This is a genomic window from Streptomyces sp. NPDC047453 (assembly GCF_040643155.1).
Classification (GTDB): Bacteria; Actinomycetota; Actinomycetes; order Streptomycetales; family Streptomycetaceae; genus Streptomyces.
Genome location: NZ_JBEYTS010000066.1, coordinates 19,740 through 36,587 on the forward strand (window position 1 = coordinate 19,740; position 16,848 = coordinate 36,587).

General features: G+C 70.2%; 19 protein-coding genes. 16 read left to right on the plus strand and 3 right to left on the minus strand.

The genetic code is table 11. The annotated features are described in order from the left end of the window. The first annotated feature begins 1 nt into the window (after nucleotide 1). The 12 genes from ABZ818_RS34210 to ABZ818_RS34265 all read left to right on the plus strand — a co-directional run bounded on the left by ABZ818_RS34210 (nucleotide 2) and on the right by ABZ818_RS34265 (nucleotide 12,873). Complete coding sequence (locus tag ABZ818_RS34210) at nucleotides 2-514, plus strand: hypothetical protein (RefSeq protein ID WP_357488453.1); 513 nt, start codon at nucleotides 2-4, stop codon at nucleotides 512-514. Between the two features lie 11 nt (nucleotides 515-525). Beyond that, on the plus strand, nucleotides 526-972 hold the full coding sequence (locus ABZ818_RS34215) for a hypothetical protein (protein ID WP_361423478.1): 447 nt from the start codon (nucleotides 526-528) through the stop codon (nucleotides 970-972). A 131-nt stretch (nucleotides 973-1,103) separates the two neighbouring features. After that, a complete protein-coding gene (locus ABZ818_RS34220) occupies nucleotides 1,104-5,036 on the plus strand; it encodes a hypothetical protein (RefSeq protein WP_361423481.1) in 3,933 nt (1,310 codons plus the stop codon). After that, nucleotides 5,037-6,038, plus strand: coding sequence for a phage tail protein (locus tag ABZ818_RS34225; protein ID WP_361423484.1), 1,002 nt, complete (start codon nucleotides 5,037-5,039; stop codon nucleotides 6,036-6,038). It abuts the gene before it with no gap. A 12-nt stretch (nucleotides 6,039-6,050) separates the two neighbouring features. Beyond that, the gene (locus tag ABZ818_RS34230) at nucleotides 6,051-7,226 is read left to right on the plus strand and encodes a siphovirus ReqiPepy6 Gp37-like family protein (protein WP_357488431.1); all 1,176 of its coding nucleotides are present in this window, start codon (nucleotides 6,051-6,053) and stop codon (nucleotides 7,224-7,226) included. Nucleotides 7,227-7,228: 2 nt separating this feature from the next. After that, the gene (locus ABZ818_RS34235; protein ID WP_361423488.1) at nucleotides 7,229-8,170 is read left to right on the plus strand and encodes a hypothetical protein; all 942 of its coding nucleotides are present in this window, start codon (nucleotides 7,229-7,231) and stop codon (nucleotides 8,168-8,170) included. Further along, a complete protein-coding gene (locus ABZ818_RS34240; protein WP_357488404.1) occupies nucleotides 8,171-9,955 on the plus strand; it encodes a hypothetical protein in 1,785 nt (594 codons plus the stop codon). After that, entirely contained in the window at nucleotides 9,955-10,587 is a 633-nt protein-coding gene (locus ABZ818_RS34245) for a hypothetical protein (protein ID WP_361423493.1), read from the plus strand. The genes ABZ818_RS34240 and ABZ818_RS34245 overlap by 1 nt, the downstream gene beginning before the upstream one ends. A gap of 64 nt (nucleotides 10,588-10,651) precedes the next feature. After that, nucleotides 10,652-11,602: a peptidoglycan recognition family protein gene (locus ABZ818_RS34250; protein ID WP_357488408.1), complete on the plus strand. Its 951-nt coding sequence runs from the start codon at nucleotides 10,652-10,654 to the stop codon at nucleotides 11,600-11,602. 15 nt (nucleotides 11,603-11,617) lie between these two features. Further along, on the plus strand, nucleotides 11,618-11,809 hold the full coding sequence (locus tag ABZ818_RS34255; RefSeq protein WP_357488410.1) for a hypothetical protein: 192 nt from the start codon (nucleotides 11,618-11,620) through the stop codon (nucleotides 11,807-11,809). Between the two features lie 12 nt (nucleotides 11,810-11,821). After that, nucleotides 11,822-12,175, plus strand: a complete 354-nt coding sequence (locus ABZ818_RS34260) for a hypothetical protein (RefSeq protein ID WP_357488412.1) — start codon at nucleotides 11,822-11,824, stop codon at nucleotides 12,173-12,175. Then, a complete protein-coding gene (locus ABZ818_RS34265; protein WP_357488414.1) occupies nucleotides 12,172-12,873 on the plus strand; it encodes a hypothetical protein in 702 nt (233 codons plus the stop codon). Before ABZ818_RS34260 ends, ABZ818_RS34265 begins: the two co-directional genes overlap by 4 nt. Before the next feature lie 55 nt (nucleotides 12,874-12,928). On the opposite strand, the gene ABZ818_RS34270 is transcribed toward ABZ818_RS34265, so the two are convergent. Beyond that, a complete protein-coding gene (locus tag ABZ818_RS34270) occupies nucleotides 12,929-13,687 on the minus strand; it encodes a GntR family transcriptional regulator (protein WP_357488469.1) in 759 nt (252 codons plus the stop codon). A 97-nt stretch (nucleotides 13,688-13,784) separates the two neighbouring features. Between ABZ818_RS34270 and ABZ818_RS34275 the strand changes: the two genes are divergently transcribed. The 4 genes from ABZ818_RS34275 (at nucleotide 13,785) to ABZ818_RS34290 (ending at nucleotide 15,479) form a co-directional block, all read left to right on the plus strand. After that, nucleotides 13,785-14,021, plus strand: coding sequence for a hypothetical protein (locus tag ABZ818_RS34275; protein ID WP_361423499.1), 237 nt, complete (start codon nucleotides 13,785-13,787; stop codon nucleotides 14,019-14,021). Nucleotides 14,022-14,190: 169 nt separating this feature from the next. Beyond that, complete coding sequence (locus ABZ818_RS34280; RefSeq protein WP_361423502.1) at nucleotides 14,191-14,343, plus strand: hypothetical protein; 153 nt, start codon at nucleotides 14,191-14,193, stop codon at nucleotides 14,341-14,343. A gap of 118 nt (nucleotides 14,344-14,461) precedes the next feature. Beyond that, nucleotides 14,462-14,944: a hypothetical protein gene (locus ABZ818_RS34285; protein ID WP_361423505.1), complete on the plus strand. Its 483-nt coding sequence runs from the start codon at nucleotides 14,462-14,464 to the stop codon at nucleotides 14,942-14,944. A gap of 79 nt (nucleotides 14,945-15,023) precedes the next feature. Further along, nucleotides 15,024-15,479: a hypothetical protein gene (locus ABZ818_RS34290; RefSeq protein WP_357488435.1), complete on the plus strand. Its 456-nt coding sequence runs from the start codon at nucleotides 15,024-15,026 to the stop codon at nucleotides 15,477-15,479. A 55-nt stretch (nucleotides 15,480-15,534) separates the two neighbouring features. Here ABZ818_RS34290 and ABZ818_RS34295 read toward each other — a convergent pair whose 3' ends face one another. Both ABZ818_RS34295 and ABZ818_RS34300 read right to left on the minus strand, forming a co-directional pair. Beyond that, the gene (locus ABZ818_RS34295; protein ID WP_357488437.1) at nucleotides 15,535-15,939 is read right to left on the minus strand and encodes a hypothetical protein; all 405 of its coding nucleotides are present in this window, start codon (nucleotides 15,937-15,939) and stop codon (nucleotides 15,535-15,537) included. A 133-nt stretch (nucleotides 15,940-16,072) separates the two neighbouring features. Continuing rightward, the gene (locus ABZ818_RS34300) at nucleotides 16,073-16,309 is read right to left on the minus strand and encodes a helix-turn-helix transcriptional regulator (RefSeq protein ID WP_361423510.1); all 237 of its coding nucleotides are present in this window, start codon (nucleotides 16,307-16,309) and stop codon (nucleotides 16,073-16,075) included. Nucleotides 16,310-16,848 lie beyond the last annotated feature (539 nt).

The following is a 16,848-nucleotide window of genomic DNA, read 5'->3' on the forward strand; positions in this document are numbered from 1 at the left end:
GATGCCGAGCTCGGTACGGGTCCTGGGAACCGGGCAGTTGATCGAGCTGTCACGGCGGATGCGCAGGGCGGGCGGGCCGCGGCTGCGGCAGAACATGTCCCGCCGGATCCGCCGTGCAGCCGAGCCGCTGCACAGGGATCTGCAGCGTGCGATCCGTAACCAGCCGCTGGTGAGCGAGGGCCGCAAGGCTGGGAAGCGTGGCGGCCCCTCGCCGACGACACGCCCGTTCAGGGCGATGCTCGCGGGCGGGGTCCGGATCAGCGTCCGCACCGGCGCCAACCCCGGTGCCCGCGTGTGGATGGACACCACCCGGCTGGAGCCAGGCGCACGCGGCGTCCCGAAGCAGATCGAGGACGGCCGCCTGCGCCACCCCGTGTTCGGCAACAAGCGGCGCTGGGCGAACCAGTGGGCCAGGCCTGCCGGGTGGTGGTCGCGGACCGTGCGGGCCGGTGAGCCGCGGATGCGGGCCGAAGTCGAACGCGTCCTGGGCGATGTCCGCCGGGACCTTCAGTAAGAGAGACGATCATGATCATCACATACGTGCAGGACGACGGCACTGAGCTGCAGGTGTCCACCGATGACCTGTCGGCGATCGAGTCCGCCGACATCGAGGAGGCCGTGGGCGACGTCCCGTGGCGGGTCATCGAGGACCGGCTCCGTGCGCAGGACCCCACCTGCATGCGGGCCGTGCTCTGGGCGGTCCGCCGGCGCGAGCAGAAGGGCCTCAAGTTCAACGAGTTCGACATCCCGGGGTGGCGGCGCAAGTTGAAGGCGCAGCTCGAGCGAGCGGAGATGGACGACGTCCTGTCGAACATCCTGGCCGAGGCGCTCGCCAAGGGGGAGGACTCCGCGATCGACGCGATGGTCCCGCACATGCGGAAGCTCGCCCACAACCGGGACGACGTCACCGCCGCCCTCGAGGCGGTGGGAAAAGGCCACCTGGTGCGGGCCCGCAAGGGCTCCGAGGGCTGATCGCCCAGTACCGGTGGCTGCTCGCGCACTACCTGCACATCCGCCCGTGGGAGATCCACCGCCTGTCCGCTGACGAACTGGAGTCGGCGGTCGCCTGGATCAACCAGCACATCAGCCGGAGGGGGTGACCGGTGGCCGAGCGTCTCACCTTCACACTGACCGGTCGCGATGAACTGTCCCGCGTCCTCAACGGGACGGCGAACTCTGCCGACCGGCTGCGGCTGCGACTGTCCGGGATCGGAGCCGACGCCGACGGCCAACTGCGTGATCTGCGCGGCCGGTTCCTGTCCGCCGATGAGGCGGCCCGCCGCCTGGGCGACTCCACCCACGGCACCCGCGACTCGATGGGACTGCTGCGGGACGAGGCCGGCAAGCTCGGCGAGGCACTGAAGACGAACCTCATCAGCCCGCTGCCGGCGGCGATCCCGATGGCGGCCGGGCTCGCGAGCACGGCGGGCGCGCTCGCCGCGCAGCTCGGCGCGGTCACCCTGTCCGCGGCCGCGTACGGGCTCGCGCTGGCTCCGCAGATCGGCGCCATCGGTGAGGCCATCGCCGCACACGAGAAGTACACGGACGCGGTCGACTCCTCGGGCGCTACCTCGCAGGAGGCGGCCAAGGCCCAGGCCGACTACCTGAAGACGCTCAACGACCTGCCGCCCGCGACGCGGGAGGCCGCGGTCGCGGTCGGGCTGCTGAAGGACAACTTCGCGGACTGGTCCGACGAACTTTCCGGCGACGTGATGGCCCCGGTCACCAAGGGCCTCGCGGTCGCGAACGCGTTGCTGCCCAAAACCACGGGCCTGGTCAAGGGCGCGTCCACGCAGTTCGACCGGCTGATCACCATCGCCGGCGGTGCCGTCCAGACGCCGGGGTTCGACCGGATGACCGACAAGGTCACCAACTTCGCCAACCGGACGTTGAGTAACGCCGTCGACGAGCTCACCGTCTTCCTCGCCAAGGCGCAGGCCGGTGAGCTCGACAACAGCGGCATGCAGCGGTTCATGGACTACTGCCGCGAGCAAGGCCCGGCGGTGTGGGACACGCTCGGAAACATCGGCGAGGCGCTGGTCAACGTCCTCGATGCCGGCTCCGATGTCGGGGTCGGCATGCTGGACGTGATCAACGCCCTGTCCGGGATTGTGTCGGCGGTCCCGCCCGAGGGCATCGCCCTGGTCCTCCAGCTGGCCATCGCCATCCGGGCGGTGAAACTCGCGGCCGTCGGAGTGGGCACAGCCAAGGCCGCGCTGCTCGCCCTGGGCACTCAGGTGATGGCACTCCGTACGGCGGCGGCTGGGGCGCCTGGCGCGATCGGCGCGGTCACCGCGGCGATCGGCGGCCTCTCCCGCGGGGCCAAGCTGGCGATCGCCGGCACCGGGCTGGGCCTGCTCCTCATCGCGCTCACCGAGCTGCGGCAGCGGGGCAAGTCCACGCCTCCGGACATCGACAAGCTGACCACATCGCTCGGCATCCTCGGCCGCACCGGCAAGGTCACGGGCGAGGCCGCGCGGGTGATGGGCAAGGACATGGACGGTCTGGCCTCTGCGGTTGACCGTGTCGCCGGCGGCGGCTCCGGCATGGACAAGTTCAACGACACGATGAACTCGATCTTCACCTTGGGCATGTCGGACTCGAACTCCATGAGCAAGGCCAAGGAGGAGATCGACGGGATCGACAAGGGTCTCGCCAACCTGGTCAAGAGCGGCCAGGCTGAGCTGGCTGCCGCCGCTCTCGACGACATGGTCAAGAAGCTGGGGCTCAGTGGGGAGGCTGCTGCTGAGTTCCGTGGCCAGCTTGTCGACTACAAGGATGCGCTGGCCGGCGCCGCGCTCGAGCAGTCGCTGACGGCCGACAGCATGGGCCTGTTCGGCGCCCAAGCGGCGGAGGTGAAGGCCCACCTCGACGAGCAGAAGCGTTCCGCGGATGGGTTGAGGGAGAGCATCCAGGCCCTCAACAACGTCAATAGGCAGGGCCTCGGCGGGATGATCGGTTTCGAGGCGGCGATCGACGCGGCTGCCGAGGCGGCCCGGAAGAACGCCGGCGTCCTGGACATGCAGGGCGGCAAGCTCACCCTGAACACCGAGAAGCAGCGGGCCGCGGCCACGGCGCTCAGCGATCTCGCCTCGAAGACGGACGAGGCCGCGGCGAGCGCACGGGACTCTGGCGCGTCGTGGGCCGAGGTCTCTGCCATCTACGAGCGTGGCCGTGGGCAGCTCATCAAGAACGCCGTGCAGATGGGCCTCAACACCACCCAGGCGAAGAAGCTGGCCGATCAGATCCTCGGCACGCCGGACAAGACGGCGTACCTGAAGGGTGACATCGACGACCTCGAGCGGAAGATCGCCGATGCCAAGGACAGGCTGGCGAAGGCTCCGTCGTCGAAGACGGCGAAGATCAAGGGTGAGATCTCGGACCTGGAAAGGAAGTTGGCCCAGGCCCGGGCCGAGCTCGCCAGCGTCCAGAGCAAGACGATCGTCATCACCACGGTCCGGCGTACGAGGGCGGAGGCCAGCACGATCAGCCGGCCGTACTCGGGCGAGGGCCACCTGTCCAAGACGGCCTATGGCGGCCGGGTGCGCGGGTACGCCGTCGGCGGGGATGTGCAGTATTTCCCGGACGGCGGTTACATCTCGGGGCCGGGCGGGCCGAGGGAGGACAGCATCCTCGCCCTGTTCGCCTCCGGGGCGGTGGGGCGCGTGTCGAACACCGAGTATGTGGTCCAGTCGTCGTCGGTGAACAAGTACGGCATCCCGTTCCTCAACGCGCTGAACCAGGGCCTGCTGAACCCGGCCCTGGTCCGGGCGGCGGGATTCGCCGGCGGCGGATACGCGGGCGGTGGGTTCACGTACTCGCCGACCGCCTCGACGGCAGCGAAGATCTCCACGTCCACAGTGGCGAGCTGGTACGACCAGGACATGCAGCGGCTGAAGGACGCGTGGGCCCAGCTGAACGAGGCGATGCGCGCCCAAGCCAAGAAGAGCACCGCGGCAACCCGGAAGGCAGTGGCCGACGCCCAGAAGGCCGTGAACGCGGCAGACCGGGCGCTGGGCCTCAAGGCCGGAACAAAGGCTTCCGGGTTCAGTCTGACCGGCTACTCGACGAACCTGAAGGAGGCGGTCCAGAAGTCCGCGGCGTGGGAGCGGAACCTCGCCAAGATCGGCAAGCGGGCCGGTGCGGATGTCGAGCAGACGCTGCGGGACATGGGCGAGTCGGGGCAGGCCCTCGTCGCCTCGCTCGCCAAGGCGACGGGCAAGCAGTTCAACGAGGTGGTCGCCAACCTCAAGAAGCTGGCCCCGACCGCGAAAGCCACGCTGGCCGACTACACCCGGCAACTCAACGCCTCGACCAGCAGCAGCAAGAAGTTCCAGGACAACCTGCTGAAGCTGTCGGCCGCGGGCTACGGGGACCTCGCGATGCAGCTGGCGGGGCAGGGCGACGCGGACGCCATGGCGATCGCCGCCGCGGCGGTCAAGTCCCCCGCCGCGGCGAAGAAGGCCAACGCAGCGGTCAAGGCCAACGAGAAGCTGCTGAGCTCGGACGAACTGGCGGCGGCATCGCAGCTGCTGGGTGCGCTGTCCGGGAAGAAGAACGCCACCGTGGCGGACGTGGTGAAGGCCGGGGTGAGCTGGCCGATGATCGCCCACCTCGCCCCGCTCTACGCCAAGCAGATCAAAGCCATCCCCGGCAGCGCTGCTTTCGTGAAGGACATGAAGGAGCGCGGCATCGCGCTCGCAGGTGGCGGGCTCCTGCGGGGGCCGGGCACGTCAACGTCGGACAGCATCCCACTGTGGGGATCGGCCGGCGAGTACATGGTCAAGGCCGTGTCCGTCGCCAAGTACGGCCTGAAGTTCATGGACGACCTCAACGAGGGCCGGCTTCCCGTAGGCCGGGCCGCGGCACGGCCCGGGCTGCCCGCAGCGCCGGCGGCCGCAGCGCGGGCGGTGGGTAGTGACCGGCCGCCGGTGACGTACAACCTCTACCCGCGCAAGTCAGTGATCGATGTGCAGGACCTCCGGCTGCTGCAGCGGGAGGAGGAGGCGCGGCAGCGCGTGGGGAGGCCTGGATAAATGCCCCTGATCACAGCACCGGTCATCACCCCGGAGCAGCCGCCGATCGAGGTCCCGCCGCCGATCGAAGTCCCCGAGATCGGCTACGCGTCGATCACCTACATCGACCCGGCCGGGACCCGGTGGCCGATGACCGACCTCACCGCAGACTGGTACACGCTCGCCGAGGGTGTGTCCGGTCTGGGGGCGGCCCCGTACACGATCACGTCGGACCCGCACCCGCGTGGTGGCGCGCGGCTGCGGCACGTGCAGCCGCAGCCGCGCACGATCATCTGGCCGGTCCTGGTCAAGGGCGCCGACCATTTGGTGTTCACGCAGAACTGGCGGGCGATGGCGACCGCCTTCACCCGCACCCTGCGGGTGGGGCCGGGCGGGCGGCGGCCGCCGGGCACGCTGGAGGTGGCCCGCCCGGACGGCACGGTCCGGCGGATCGCCGTCTACTACGCCGACGGCTGGGACGGGCGGGGGCAGACCGCGACCGGCATCACCTGGGACAGCGCGGTCCTTACCCTGTGGTGCGAGGACCCGTACTGGGTGGACGCACAGGCGGTCACGGTCCACCGCGAGACCGGCACCCAGTCCGACTACCTGGTGCCCTACCCGACGGTGTCCAGCTCCCAGGTCCTGGGCGCCACCACCCTCGACAATCCCGGCGACATCGAGGTGTGGCCGGTGTGGCAGGTCACCGGTCCCGCGTCGAAGATCACGTTCATACGGGAGGACACCATCGACGACGGGGTGGACACCGCCGCATCGTTCACGCTCGACATGGCGAAGACCGGGCACGGCCCGCTCCTTGCCGGCCAGACCGTGACCATCAGCACCGACCCGCCGCGCGTCCGCTCCGGCACCGGCGAGAACCTCGTTGGCGGGCTCAACTGGCCCCAGGCCCAGCTGTGGTCGCTGCCGCCCGGGCAGACCCCGGTCACGTTCCAGCTCGACGGCGCCGGGCCCGGCAGCGCCGTCGACCTCACGTTCCATCCGAGGTACGAGACCGCGTAAGGGGGTGAGCCGGTGGCAGTCCAACTGCTGGTCACCGACCGCAACCTGAAGGTGGTTGGTGACCCGCTGAGCGGGTGGACCAGGCTCGCGGTCGACCTGAACTACAACGCGCCCGCGTCGGGGTCAGTGGTGCTGCCGGCGTGGCCGGAGGTCCTGGAGCTGCTGCAGCCCGGCCACCGCCTGGTCGTCGTCCGCGACCAGGGCGTCTGGTGTGCGGGGCCGATGGAGGAGCCGCAGGACTACCAGTGGGACCTGGAACAGAACCCGGCCCCGGGCACCGTGACCGTCCGCTTCAGCGACGACCTGGCGCGGGTGGCCGGCTACCTCACCTACCCAGAGCCCACCAAGGCGTTCGCCAACCAGGACACGATCACCGACCGGCTGCGGACCTTCAGCGGGCAGAACGCCGAGACGATCATCAGGCAGTTGGTGAACGAGAACTGTGGGCCCGGCGCCCTGGCAGCCCGCAGGATTGAGCGCCTGGTCCTCGACGACGTCGCCGGCGTCGGCGGCAACCGCTCCCTCAGCACACGGTTCGAGCCGCTACTCGACGCCTGCCGCACCGTCGCCGCCACCGACGGCCTCGGTATCCGCACGCGGCAGGTCGGCGACCAGATCAAGTTCGGGGTGTACAAGCCCGCCAACCGCACCAGCACCGCCCGGTTCTCCCAGGGGCTGGGCAACCTGCGCTCACTGTCCTTCACGATGGGCGCCCCGCTGGCCACGTCCGAACTGGTGCAGGGCGGCGGGGACCCCGACGAGCAGGCCACCCCGCCCAACATCCGCGTCTACGTCGAGGTCACCTCCGGCGCGGCCGCCGACTGGTACCGGGTCGAGAAACTGATCGATAAGACCGGCACCCTGGACGACTTCGGCGGGGAGCTCACCCAGGCCGGGACGCTCGCCCTCGGCGACGACAACCCTCAGGCGTCCCTCGCCACCGTCACGGTGGACACCGAGGACCTCAAGGCAGGCCGGGACTACGTCCTCGGCGACCGCGTCACCGTCGCCCTGCCGACGGGCCTCGAGGTCGCCGACATCGTGCAGAGCATCCGGCTCGAGGCCACCGCCGACGAGGGCGAGGTCGTCACCTCGGTCGTCGGCAACAGCGACAAGACCACCACCACGGCCACGGTGCGCACCGTGCGAGACCTGGCCCGCCGGCTCGGGCGAATGGAAGCGAGGTAGCAGTGGCACAAGATTCCTGGCCGTCCCCGGCCCACAACAGCAGGGCTATCACCGACGTCGAGTACGAGAAGATCGCCAGCCGGTTCAGCGACGACGGTGTGTACGGCCGCCCCAGCGATACCGCCGTGGTCTCCGCCGGCGCTGGCCTGCAGGTCAACATCCGCGCAGGTGTCGAGGCGTCGGTGCGCGGGCACGCCTGGACGTCCGGCACGTCCACCGTGACCCTGCCCATCGCCCCCAACACCAGCGGGCAGACCCGCACCGACCGGGTGGTGCTGCGCCTGGACCGCTCCACCTGGACTGTGCGGGCCGTCGTCAAGCAGGGCACCCCCGGCGGTGGTACGCCCGGGCTGACCCAGCAGACCGGTGACACTGGCGTGTACGAGGTCCTCCTGGCCGGGGTGACGGTGCTCACCGGGGCAGCCGCGGTGACCGTGACCCGCGGCGAGCTGTACGTGGGCAGCAGGATCCGGCCCTGCTCTTCAAACCACCGCAACACAAACCCGGTCATCGGTGAGATGTGCTTCGAGACCGACACCGGCCAAGTGCGGGTATGGAACGGCAGCGCCTGGAAGCTCGTGTACGAGGACAGCAGTTGGCTGGTGGTCGACGCCGCCGTCTCGGGCTGGTCGAAGACAGCCGACTCGGTGCTTGATTACCAGGCGGGGACCGTGCACCTGAGGCTGGGCAACTTCTCGAGGACGGGCGGTACCGTCGCCAGCGCCACAGACACCCGGCTGCCTGTCCTGATCCCTGCGGCCTACCGCCACAAGACACGCACGATCCGATCGATCGCCTACATCACGGGCGCGAGGGTCGGCAGCGTCACGATCTACGCGGCGAACGATGCATCCCGGCCCGGGCAGGTGTGGCTGACATCGAAACCGGCGATCGCCACAGGCGACGTCGTCCTGCCCGGCCAAGTCTCCTGGGCGGTGAGCTAGATGGCACGGCAGTCATTCGGTGCGGGCGTCGGCGACTTCGTCGTGCGTCCCGCAGACGGACTGTGGGGTGTAGGGGTCGGGGCGGTGGTCACGTTCTGGGACGCGCCCACCGACGGCACCCAGCTCACTGACCTCCTCGACGCGAGCGACTCTCCGATCACGTCGGTGACCGCCGATGAGTACGGCGCGCTGCCGCGCTTCCGCGGCCCGGACGGTGTGACCGGGATGTGGGCGGACGCCGGCGGCAGCAGCCGGGCGTGGATGGACGCCCACGGCATCACCAGCAGCGGGGGCGGCAGCGGAGGGGGCGGGGGTGGCTTCACTCAGCTCGTCCGAGTCGTCGCCTCGGCCACCGCGCCCGCCGACGTCCGGGCAGCAGCCCAGTACGTGTGCACCGGCACCGCTGACCAGACGGTGATCCAGCGCGCTCTCAACGACGCCCGCGACAACGGCGGCGGCGAGGTGCAGCTCACCGTCGGTGACTACAACTTGACGGCGCCGCTGTCTATTGAGGGCACCGACGACGTCGATGTGGAGATCGGCATCGCGCTGCGCGGGCATGGCGCACGGGCGACCATGCTGAAGGCCGGCGCAGGGATGACCTCGGCGATCCACCTGTCCAAGGTGGTCCGGGTTCACCTGTCGGACTTCGGCATCACGATCGGCGGGGCCACGCACGGCATCTCCTCGTCCACCACCAACGGCACCAGGTCCGGGCACCGCTCGTTCTGGAACTCCACCTTCACGAACCTGCAGATCAACGGGCCGTGGAACGGGTCCCACACCGGGTGGGCGCTGCACCTTGGATCCCCGTTCCGCAGCGTTTTCGAAAACCTGGAGATCGGCGGCGTCGGCAACGGCATCCGCATGTTCTCCGAGCACGCCGACTTCAACCCCGGCGACAGCACCGTCAACCGCGTGTTCGTGGAGACGCTCGGCAACAACCGGGTCGCCTACCAGGTCGACTCCACCACCAGCGTCGGTGTCATGAACCAGATCGAGTTCACGATGTGCGAGGCCATCGCGAACGGCAGCGGCTGCACCGGCATCCAGCTGTCCGGCACCGGGCCCGTCAACCACACACACTGGCGTGGCGTCAACTTGGAGCAGTTCGACAAGCTCGTCGACGTGCAGCGCGGGAGCGGCAACACCTTCCGCCTCAACTACGTCGAGCTCCGCGCCGCCGCGGGTCTGACCGCGTTCACGTTCGGCGCGAACGCCTACAACAACAGCGTCCTGTCCTGTGGCCTGCTGTACACCGAGAACAACTGCCTGCTGTACGCGGACGGCAACACCTCCCTGCCGTCGCAGCCGAACAGCATCGAGCGCACACGGATCTTCGCCAACGGCACCGCTGCGGTCACCGGCACCGCGAACTCGGCGGGGACGACAATCCGCAGAGGCATCGTCGGCTCGGGCACCGGCACGATCTCCGTCCTGCACACTCCCGGCATCACGGCCCCCTCGCAGGTGATCCCCCTCACCGACGCGGCGACCATCGCCACCGACGCCAGCAGGGGCAGCCACTTCAAGGTCACGATGGCGGGCGACCGCACCCTCGGCGTGCCGACGAACCCCACGGACGGGCAACGGATCATGTGGGAGGTCGTCGCCTCCGGCGCGGCCCGCACCCTCACCCTCGCCGGCGGCGCGGGCGGCTTCGCTTTCGGGTCGGACATCACCGGCCTCACCGCCACCGCGTCTGGGAAGACCGACTTCCTCGGCGCGGTCTACAGCGCCAGCGCCAACGCGTGGCGGGTCGTCGCCTACGCCAAGGGGTACTGATGCCCGCCCTCGCAACGCTGGTCGACACCTTCGACGCCGGCACCATCAACACCAGCCTGTGGACCGGCAACTACGGCACCGTCAGCCAGGTCGGCGGCCGGGCCCGCGTCGCCTGCGCGAGCACCTACTCCGCGTTCGCCTCGGCCGCCGCGTACACCCTCGCCGGATCATCCGTGTACATCCGGGTGTACCCGCCCGCCGCGGGCGGGGCCACGACCTCGGCCTACGCCCTGCTAGCGGTGCTGTCCGGAACGGATGGAACCGAGGCCGGGGTCATGCTCAATGCAGCGACCGGCAAGATCCGCTTCCAATCAAACACCGCGTACTGGGACGCTGCCGCCGTAGAGCTGACCTATGACCCGGTGGCCCACGCCTGGGTGCGGCTTGCCGAGGCCGGCGGAACCCTGACCTGGTCTACCAGCCCGGACGGCACCGCGTGGATGACCAGGCGCACCCTCGCCACCCCCGCGTGGATCACCAGCGGCACCACGCTCTCGCTGCTCCTGCAATCCCGCCGCGACAGCGGGACCGCGGACTACGCCGAGTTCGACAACTGCAACACCCTGGGCGGCACGGGGCCGGGTCCCGATCCCTCCGCCGCAAGGAAGGCTGCCTTCCTTGCCTTCCTCTGAGCCCGGCCCGCTACCGAGCCCCGCCGTATCCGGCCGGGGCTTTCTCTATGCCCTGGAGGCGCCCGTGGCCACGCCACTTACTGCTGCTGAGTTCCTCGCCGCCCTCAGAGCCGAGGGCGTGACCGTCGTCGAGGTCGGCGACTGGAAGAACCACAACCGCAACGCGAAGGGACCGTGGGGTCCGGTGCACGGGGTGATGATCCACCACACCGTCACCAAGGGCACGGCGAACACGGTGAAGATCGTGCGCGACGGGTACGCAGGACTGCCCGGCCCGCTCTGTCACGGCATGATTGCCAAGGACGGGCGCGTGCACGTGGTCGGCTGGGGCCGCGCCAACCATGCAGGGTTGGGAGACCCGGACGTCTTGTCCGCGGTCATCGCAGAGCGGCGGCCGCCCGTCGACGACGAGGCCACCGTCGACGGCAACCGGGCCTTCTACGGTTTCGAGTGCGAGAACCTCGGCGACGGCCGCGACCCCTGGCCCGAGGAACAGATCGAGGCCATCGTCCGCGTCATCGCTGCGCTCTGCCGGCAGCACGGATGGGGCGCCCGGTCGGCGCTGCGGCACCTGGACTGGCAGCCCGGCAAGGTCGACCCACGCGGACCCGGCATGGACTGGGAGCAGGTCCTCGACCGCGTCACCACGCGGCTCGCGGGGACCAAGGCCGCGCCCGCGCCCGTCCCCGCGCCGGCCCCGCTGCCCACGCCGACCCGGCCGACCGTGTCCCTGTCCAAGCTGATCGCCGCTGCCCGGTCGAACCCGGCCGCGAAGGGCACGCCCGTCACCTACGCCGGGGTGCGCACCGTGGAGGCCGCGCTCGTCGACGAGGGCCTGCTCGCCAAGGTCTATCTGGACGGCCACTACGGCACGGCCACCAAGGACGCCATGAGCGGCTGGCAGGAGCGGTGCGGGTACCGCGGCCGCAAGCCCGGCGAGCCCGCCGACGGCATCCCCGGCAAGGACTCCCTCAGCCGCCTCGCTGCCAAGCACGGGTTCACCGTCACCGCCTAACCCGGAAGGAACCCCATGAAGATCTCCAAGGTGTGGAAGGCGGTCGTGTCGGGCGCTGCAGCGGGCGCTGCCGCTGCGGCCACCGCAGTGCAGGACGGCACGGTCACCGCCGCCGAAGGCCTCACGATCGCCCTGGCGGTGCTCGGCGCGCTCGGCGTGACCTGGGCCGTGCCCAACCGACAGGCGACCCCGCCGACCGACGCCTGAGCGGAGTAACCGATGGCCGACGAGCAGCTGTCCAATGGCGAACTCGGCCGGCAGATCGGAGCCCTACAACTACTGATCTCCACACGGTTCGCGGAGCTGAACAGCCGCCTCGACAAGGTCGTGTCACTGGACGTCTACACGATCCAGACCACGCACGTCGACCAGCGGCTGGCCCAACTCCAGGCGGACATTCAGCAAGTGCGCACCGAACGAGACCAGCTCGAGGACCACTTCGAGCAGTACCAGCTTGCCGAACGGGACCGGCGTGAACAGGAGCGGCAGAAGCGCCTCTACCAGGCCGTCATCCCCGTACTGCTTGCCCTGTTGTCCGCAGCGATCGCCGTATGGGCGGTGGTGTCCGCATGAGCACAGCCCGGAGAAAGCCCCACCTCCGCCGCAGGCGGGTGCCGCGCGCCGAGGCCCTGATCGCGGCCACCGCCCTGCTGTTCGCCGCGTTCATGGGCTGGCTCGCCGTGCAGGTCGTGACCTTGTCGGTGGACCTTCGCACCGCCAACAGCGCCCGCGACGCGCTCGCCCAGCAGGTGCAGCATCTGGGGCACACCCCGATCGCCGGGCCGCCAGGGTCCCGTGGCCAACCCGGAGAGAGCGTGACCGGACCCCGCGGGCCGCAGGGCGAACCGGGCCCGGCCGGACCGCCCGGCCCATCGGGGTCTCCCGGCCCGTCAGGCAAGCCGGGCAGGAACGGTACGGCTGGCAGCGACGGACAGGACGGCACCCCGGGCACCCCCGGCGCTACGGGCGAGCCCGGGGCCGCAGGCGCGGCTGGACCGGCAGGCCCGCAAGGCGAGCAGGGGATCCGCGGCGAGCAGGGACCAGCCGGACCGGAAGGCCCCGCAGGCAAGGACGGGCGGGACGGGAAGGACGGCAAGGACGGACGCGACGCCCCCGCCTGCCCCGACGGGTACAGCCCCCAAGCCCCGGCGTGGGATCCGGACGCGCTCGTCTGCCGCAAGGATGGCGCGCCGCCACCCAACCAGCCCGGCAACAACAGCGACGGCCCGCAGGCGCTGGGTCTCGACCCATACCGCCGCCAGTACCCATGACCACGGCCCCGCTCTCCCCATGTGGGAGGGCGGGGCCGCTTCGTCATGTCTGGGGTCAGCCCGCTTCGGGTGCCTGCCCGTACTCGGCCACCCACCGGTCACCGCGCATCACGATGTCCGCCGTCTCGACAGGACGCCCCGCGGCCTGGTCGTAGTAGGTCCGCTCGACGGCCATGACGGGGCCGGGCGGGGTCATGCCCAGGGCCTGCGCCTCCGTGCGACTGGCCATCCGGGCACGGACCCGCTCCACTGGCTCGCCCACGTTGATGCCGAGGACCCGCATCCGGGCAGCCACGCCAACACCGGCGTAGGGGCCGACCTCGGGCAGCGCTACCAGCGATTGCCCAGTGACCTCGAGGGGCTCCCACGATTCGGCGAGCTGCACCGGCTGGTCGTCGGCGAGGTACACGTAGCTGGTGTGCATCACCGGCGCGCCCTGGTCGATGCCGAGCCGGGCCGCCACGGCTTCGCTGGCCTGCTCGGTTGTCGACTCATGACGCCACGTCCCCACCGCGCCCTGCTCGGCGGCGCCTTGGGCGAACGGGCTGTCTTCGCTCCGCGCGCGGTGCCTGCGTACCAGCAGTTCGGCGGTGTCGTGGCCGCGGACGTAGTGGCCGGCGCCGTGGCGGGATACGACGAGGCCCTCGTCGACGAGCAGCCGATACGCGCTGGTGGCCACGGAGTTGCTGCCGCCGTACTCGCGGGAGATCTCGGAGACGGACGGAAGGCGGGCGCCTGGCGGGAGTTCGCCGGACTCGATGCGGGCGCGCAGTCTCTCGGCGACTCGCAGGTACAGCGGCGTCTCGGTGCTCACTGTCCGCCTCCCGTCGTGTGACTTGCGTGACAGAGTAGTGGGTCCACCGCTACTCTCGTACGAGAGTCATTCTCTCGCACGAGAGCGGGGAATTGCTGTGTCTATCAGCCTGCGAGCAGCAGCGTTACGCACCGCGCTGGAGAGCGCCCTCGACGAGCCGGTACACCTGCTCGTCACCGACAGCGGCGTACGCGTGTACGTGCCCGCCCCAGACGTCACCGACCGGGCCGCGTGGCTCCGAGTCATCAAGGCGCTGGGCAGCGCAGACGCTTGGGGCAGCACCGACGCACACGGCACCCCCGAGGTCTGGGCCGAGGTGGGGAACGAGCCATGAGCGAACAGACCGTCACAAGACCGCCGGCTTACACCGAGTACCAGGCCCTGCTGGACCACAGCGTGCGCTGTCGGCGCTGCCTCCGGACGCCGCAGCAGGCGTGCCCGACGGCAACCGTTCTGTACCGCGAGTGGTCGGCCGCCCGGAGGCAGGCGAGGGGGCAGGGCCGATGATCTGCGACCGCTGCGGCGAGCCGATCAAGGGCGAGGCCGAGGTGATCCCCGCTCACGCGCCGTCCGGGGCCGCACCCGACATCTACCTGCACCCGTACCCGTGCCATCCGACGGTGCCGAGGCAGACCGCCCCGGCCGACCGCTGGTGAACTCCCGGGTTCGGTCGGACGGCTGGCCGGGCCCGGGCCGAAGGGCCTCCGCCCCCGCCCCCGTCGGGGGCGGAGGCCCGTTCAGCGCATCACTGCAACTCTCAGTCAAGGAGTGAGCATGTCTGCACCTGTCATCGAAGCAGTCTCGGCGAGGACCCTCGTCGACGAGGACTTTTTCACGCGGCTGAGCGCCCGCGTGGCCAAGACACACGGCCTGGACCAGGAGGCGGCCGAGCAGATCACGGAACAGGCCCTCGCCTACCTGGCCACCTGCGCCCAGAAGCCGAAGGGGGCACCGTCCCTGTTCATGAGCCGGACCGTGGACCCGGCCTGGCACTCCTTCATGGAGTACACCCACCAGTACGACGACTTCTTTACCTCCCGCGGCTGGCCCAAGGTCCACCACAACCCGTGCGACGGCCACGGCGGCGCGACCTACCCGCCCGCGGCCGAGGTGCTGCCGCTCACCGTGGCGGCGATCGAGGCCGCCGGGTACATGGTCCGCCCGGAGTTGTGGCAGGCCGGCGTGGATTGCGAGGACACGTGCGGTGACGACGGCAAGGGTGGGAACCCGCTGCCGACGTGCGAGCACAGCGTCTGACCTGGGCAAGATCCGGTAGGTGATGTCGGCCCCCGCTCCTACAGTGGCGGGGGCCGGCGCACGAGGAGAGGCGGAACAGATGACGAGAGCGATGTCCGGGCGGGGCCGGATCACGGTCTTCTCTATGCTGCACGGCTGGCCAGGCCACTACTGCGTCCTCGCCTACACGACCGCCGGACGCTTCGGCGATGTTGCGGCCCTCGGTGTCATCCCCATCGAGGGGCTCGAGTTCGAGCCGGGCGACCTCTTCGCGATGGCGGGGCGGCACCAGCCGACCAGCCTGTACGGGCAGCCGCCGGAGCACGCACGCGCGGCCTGGCTCGCCTGCACCGGGTTCTCCGCACGGCTGACGCCGAAGCCAGACACGGTCAACTTCGATGACGCCGCCTGGTCCCTGGACATGACCCAGCAGGTGACGATGGCCAAGCCCATGTACGGGCACGAGCACGTCGCCGCGGGCCGGCTCCGGCTGGAGGACCCCGAGCTGATGGAGCAGGCGCGCGCCGTCTTCCAGGGGCACCTGGCGGGCGCGTAGGCGATCCCGGCCGGCCCCGCTCGTCCGCTCCCCCGTGGCGGATGGGCGGGGTCTCTTAGCTGAGGGCGGCGCGCAGCACCGCGGTGACGTCAGTGTCGGGGTCGGCGGCGAGCAGGACCTCCGTCGCCTGCTGGATCACCTCGTCGCAGGCGTCCGGTGGTGCTGCGGTCAGCACCTGGCGCAGCCATGCGAGGACCTCGCCGGCCTCAGCCGGCGGCGGGGTCTGCCACGGCAGCGGCAGACCGTCGCTGGCGTACGGAGCCGCTGGCAGTCCGACGCGCTCCGGGTGCACGCATACAGGGACGCCGGCCGCGGTGAAGCGGTGGCCGGTCTCCGGGTCGAAGGGGCATGCCCGACTGGGGCGGTCGACGACGTCGAACTTCCCGCCCGGGTGCCTCAGGGACGGGCAGACACCGCACACCGGCCGGCCGTCCGCCGCGAACGCGTCGCGCCCCGTCATCCCTGCACCACCTCGCTGTGATGGGCAGCAAGGTAACCGATGCGAACCGGGCGCCACGCCTCATCCTGAGGAAGCCACCCGGTAGAGGAGGCCTCGCTCGTCCGCTTCCCCCGTGGCGGATGGGCGGGCCTTCCTACCTCACAAGGTCGGCGAGCGGGGTGTCGAGCGCGGCAGCGATGCGAATGAGCGTGTCGACCTTGGGCGAGGCGTGTCCCTGCTCGATGCGGTTCAGGGACTGGCGGTCCATGTCGGCCCGTTCGGCGAGGCGTTCTTGGGTGAGGTTGGCCTCGAGGCGTACGGCGCGGATGCGGTCTCCGATGGCCCGTCGGCGGGCGATGACCCAGTCGGGTTGGCGGTCGGAGGGTGGCACCCGAACAACGCTGACCGCATCAAGATCATGTGTCTGTATCGCGGACCGTACACTCTTTGATCTTGACCAGCGGGGGCGTTTGATAGAGGCCTGAGGTGACCAACAACTATGGAGACAGGGGCGTTCGCGCGCCCGCTCCTGTCTCCACCGCTCTGGTACAACCGGAGCGCACCGCCCCGCCCTTGAACGAGGGCGGGGCGGTCTACGTTGTAAAGCACACGGGCCCCCGCCGACTCTCACGGCGGGGGCCCGGCCCGTGGAGCCATCCTCCCCGATGGGTTCCACAGGTTGCTGCGAGCGCGCGTCTGGCCTGCATGGGGAGATGGCCAGCCCTCGCCGCCGACACTTTACGCGTGCTTGGTGAACCCTCCACTACCTCTTTCGAGTGATGAGATCGCGTGGGGATGTGGCATCTATGTGGCATCCGATCATGAAAGCGGCCCCCCGTTCGAATGGAACGGGGGGCCGCTAGCCTTCTGACCTGCGGTGCAAGCTGTGCCCCCGGCAGGATTCGAACCTGCGACACCCGCTTTAGGAGA

Coding starts and splice junctions, on each gene's coding strand:
- ABZ818_RS34215 (WP_361423478.1), top strand. CDS start 526: ATGATCATCACATACGTGCAGGACGACGGCACTGAGCTGCAGGTGTCC.
- ABZ818_RS34290 (WP_357488435.1), top strand. CDS start 15,024: ATGACGAGAGCGATGTCCGGGCGGGGCCGGATCACGGTCTTCTCTATG.
- ABZ818_RS34265 (WP_357488414.1), top strand. CDS start 12,172: ATGAGCACAGCCCGGAGAAAGCCCCACCTCCGCCGCAGGCGGGTGCCG.
- ABZ818_RS34210 (WP_357488453.1), top strand. CDS start 2: ATGCCGAGCTCGGTACGGGTCCTGGGAACCGGGCAGTTGATCGAGCTG.
- ABZ818_RS34295 (WP_357488437.1), bottom strand. CDS start 15,939: ATGACGGGGCGCGACGCGTTCGCGGCGGACGGCCGGCCGGTGTGCGGT.
- ABZ818_RS34245 (WP_361423493.1), top strand. CDS start 9,955: ATGCCCGCCCTCGCAACGCTGGTCGACACCTTCGACGCCGGCACCATC.
- ABZ818_RS34285 (WP_361423505.1), top strand. CDS start 14,462: ATGTCTGCACCTGTCATCGAAGCAGTCTCGGCGAGGACCCTCGTCGAC.
- ABZ818_RS34260 (WP_357488412.1), top strand. CDS start 11,822: ATGGCCGACGAGCAGCTGTCCAATGGCGAACTCGGCCGGCAGATCGGA.
- ABZ818_RS34280 (WP_361423502.1), top strand. CDS start 14,191: ATGATCTGCGACCGCTGCGGCGAGCCGATCAAGGGCGAGGCCGAGGTG.
- ABZ818_RS34240 (WP_357488404.1), top strand. CDS start 8,171: ATGGCACGGCAGTCATTCGGTGCGGGCGTCGGCGACTTCGTCGTGCGT.
- ABZ818_RS34225 (WP_361423484.1), top strand. CDS start 5,037: ATGCCCCTGATCACAGCACCGGTCATCACCCCGGAGCAGCCGCCGATC.
- ABZ818_RS34255 (WP_357488410.1), top strand. CDS start 11,618: ATGAAGATCTCCAAGGTGTGGAAGGCGGTCGTGTCGGGCGCTGCAGCG.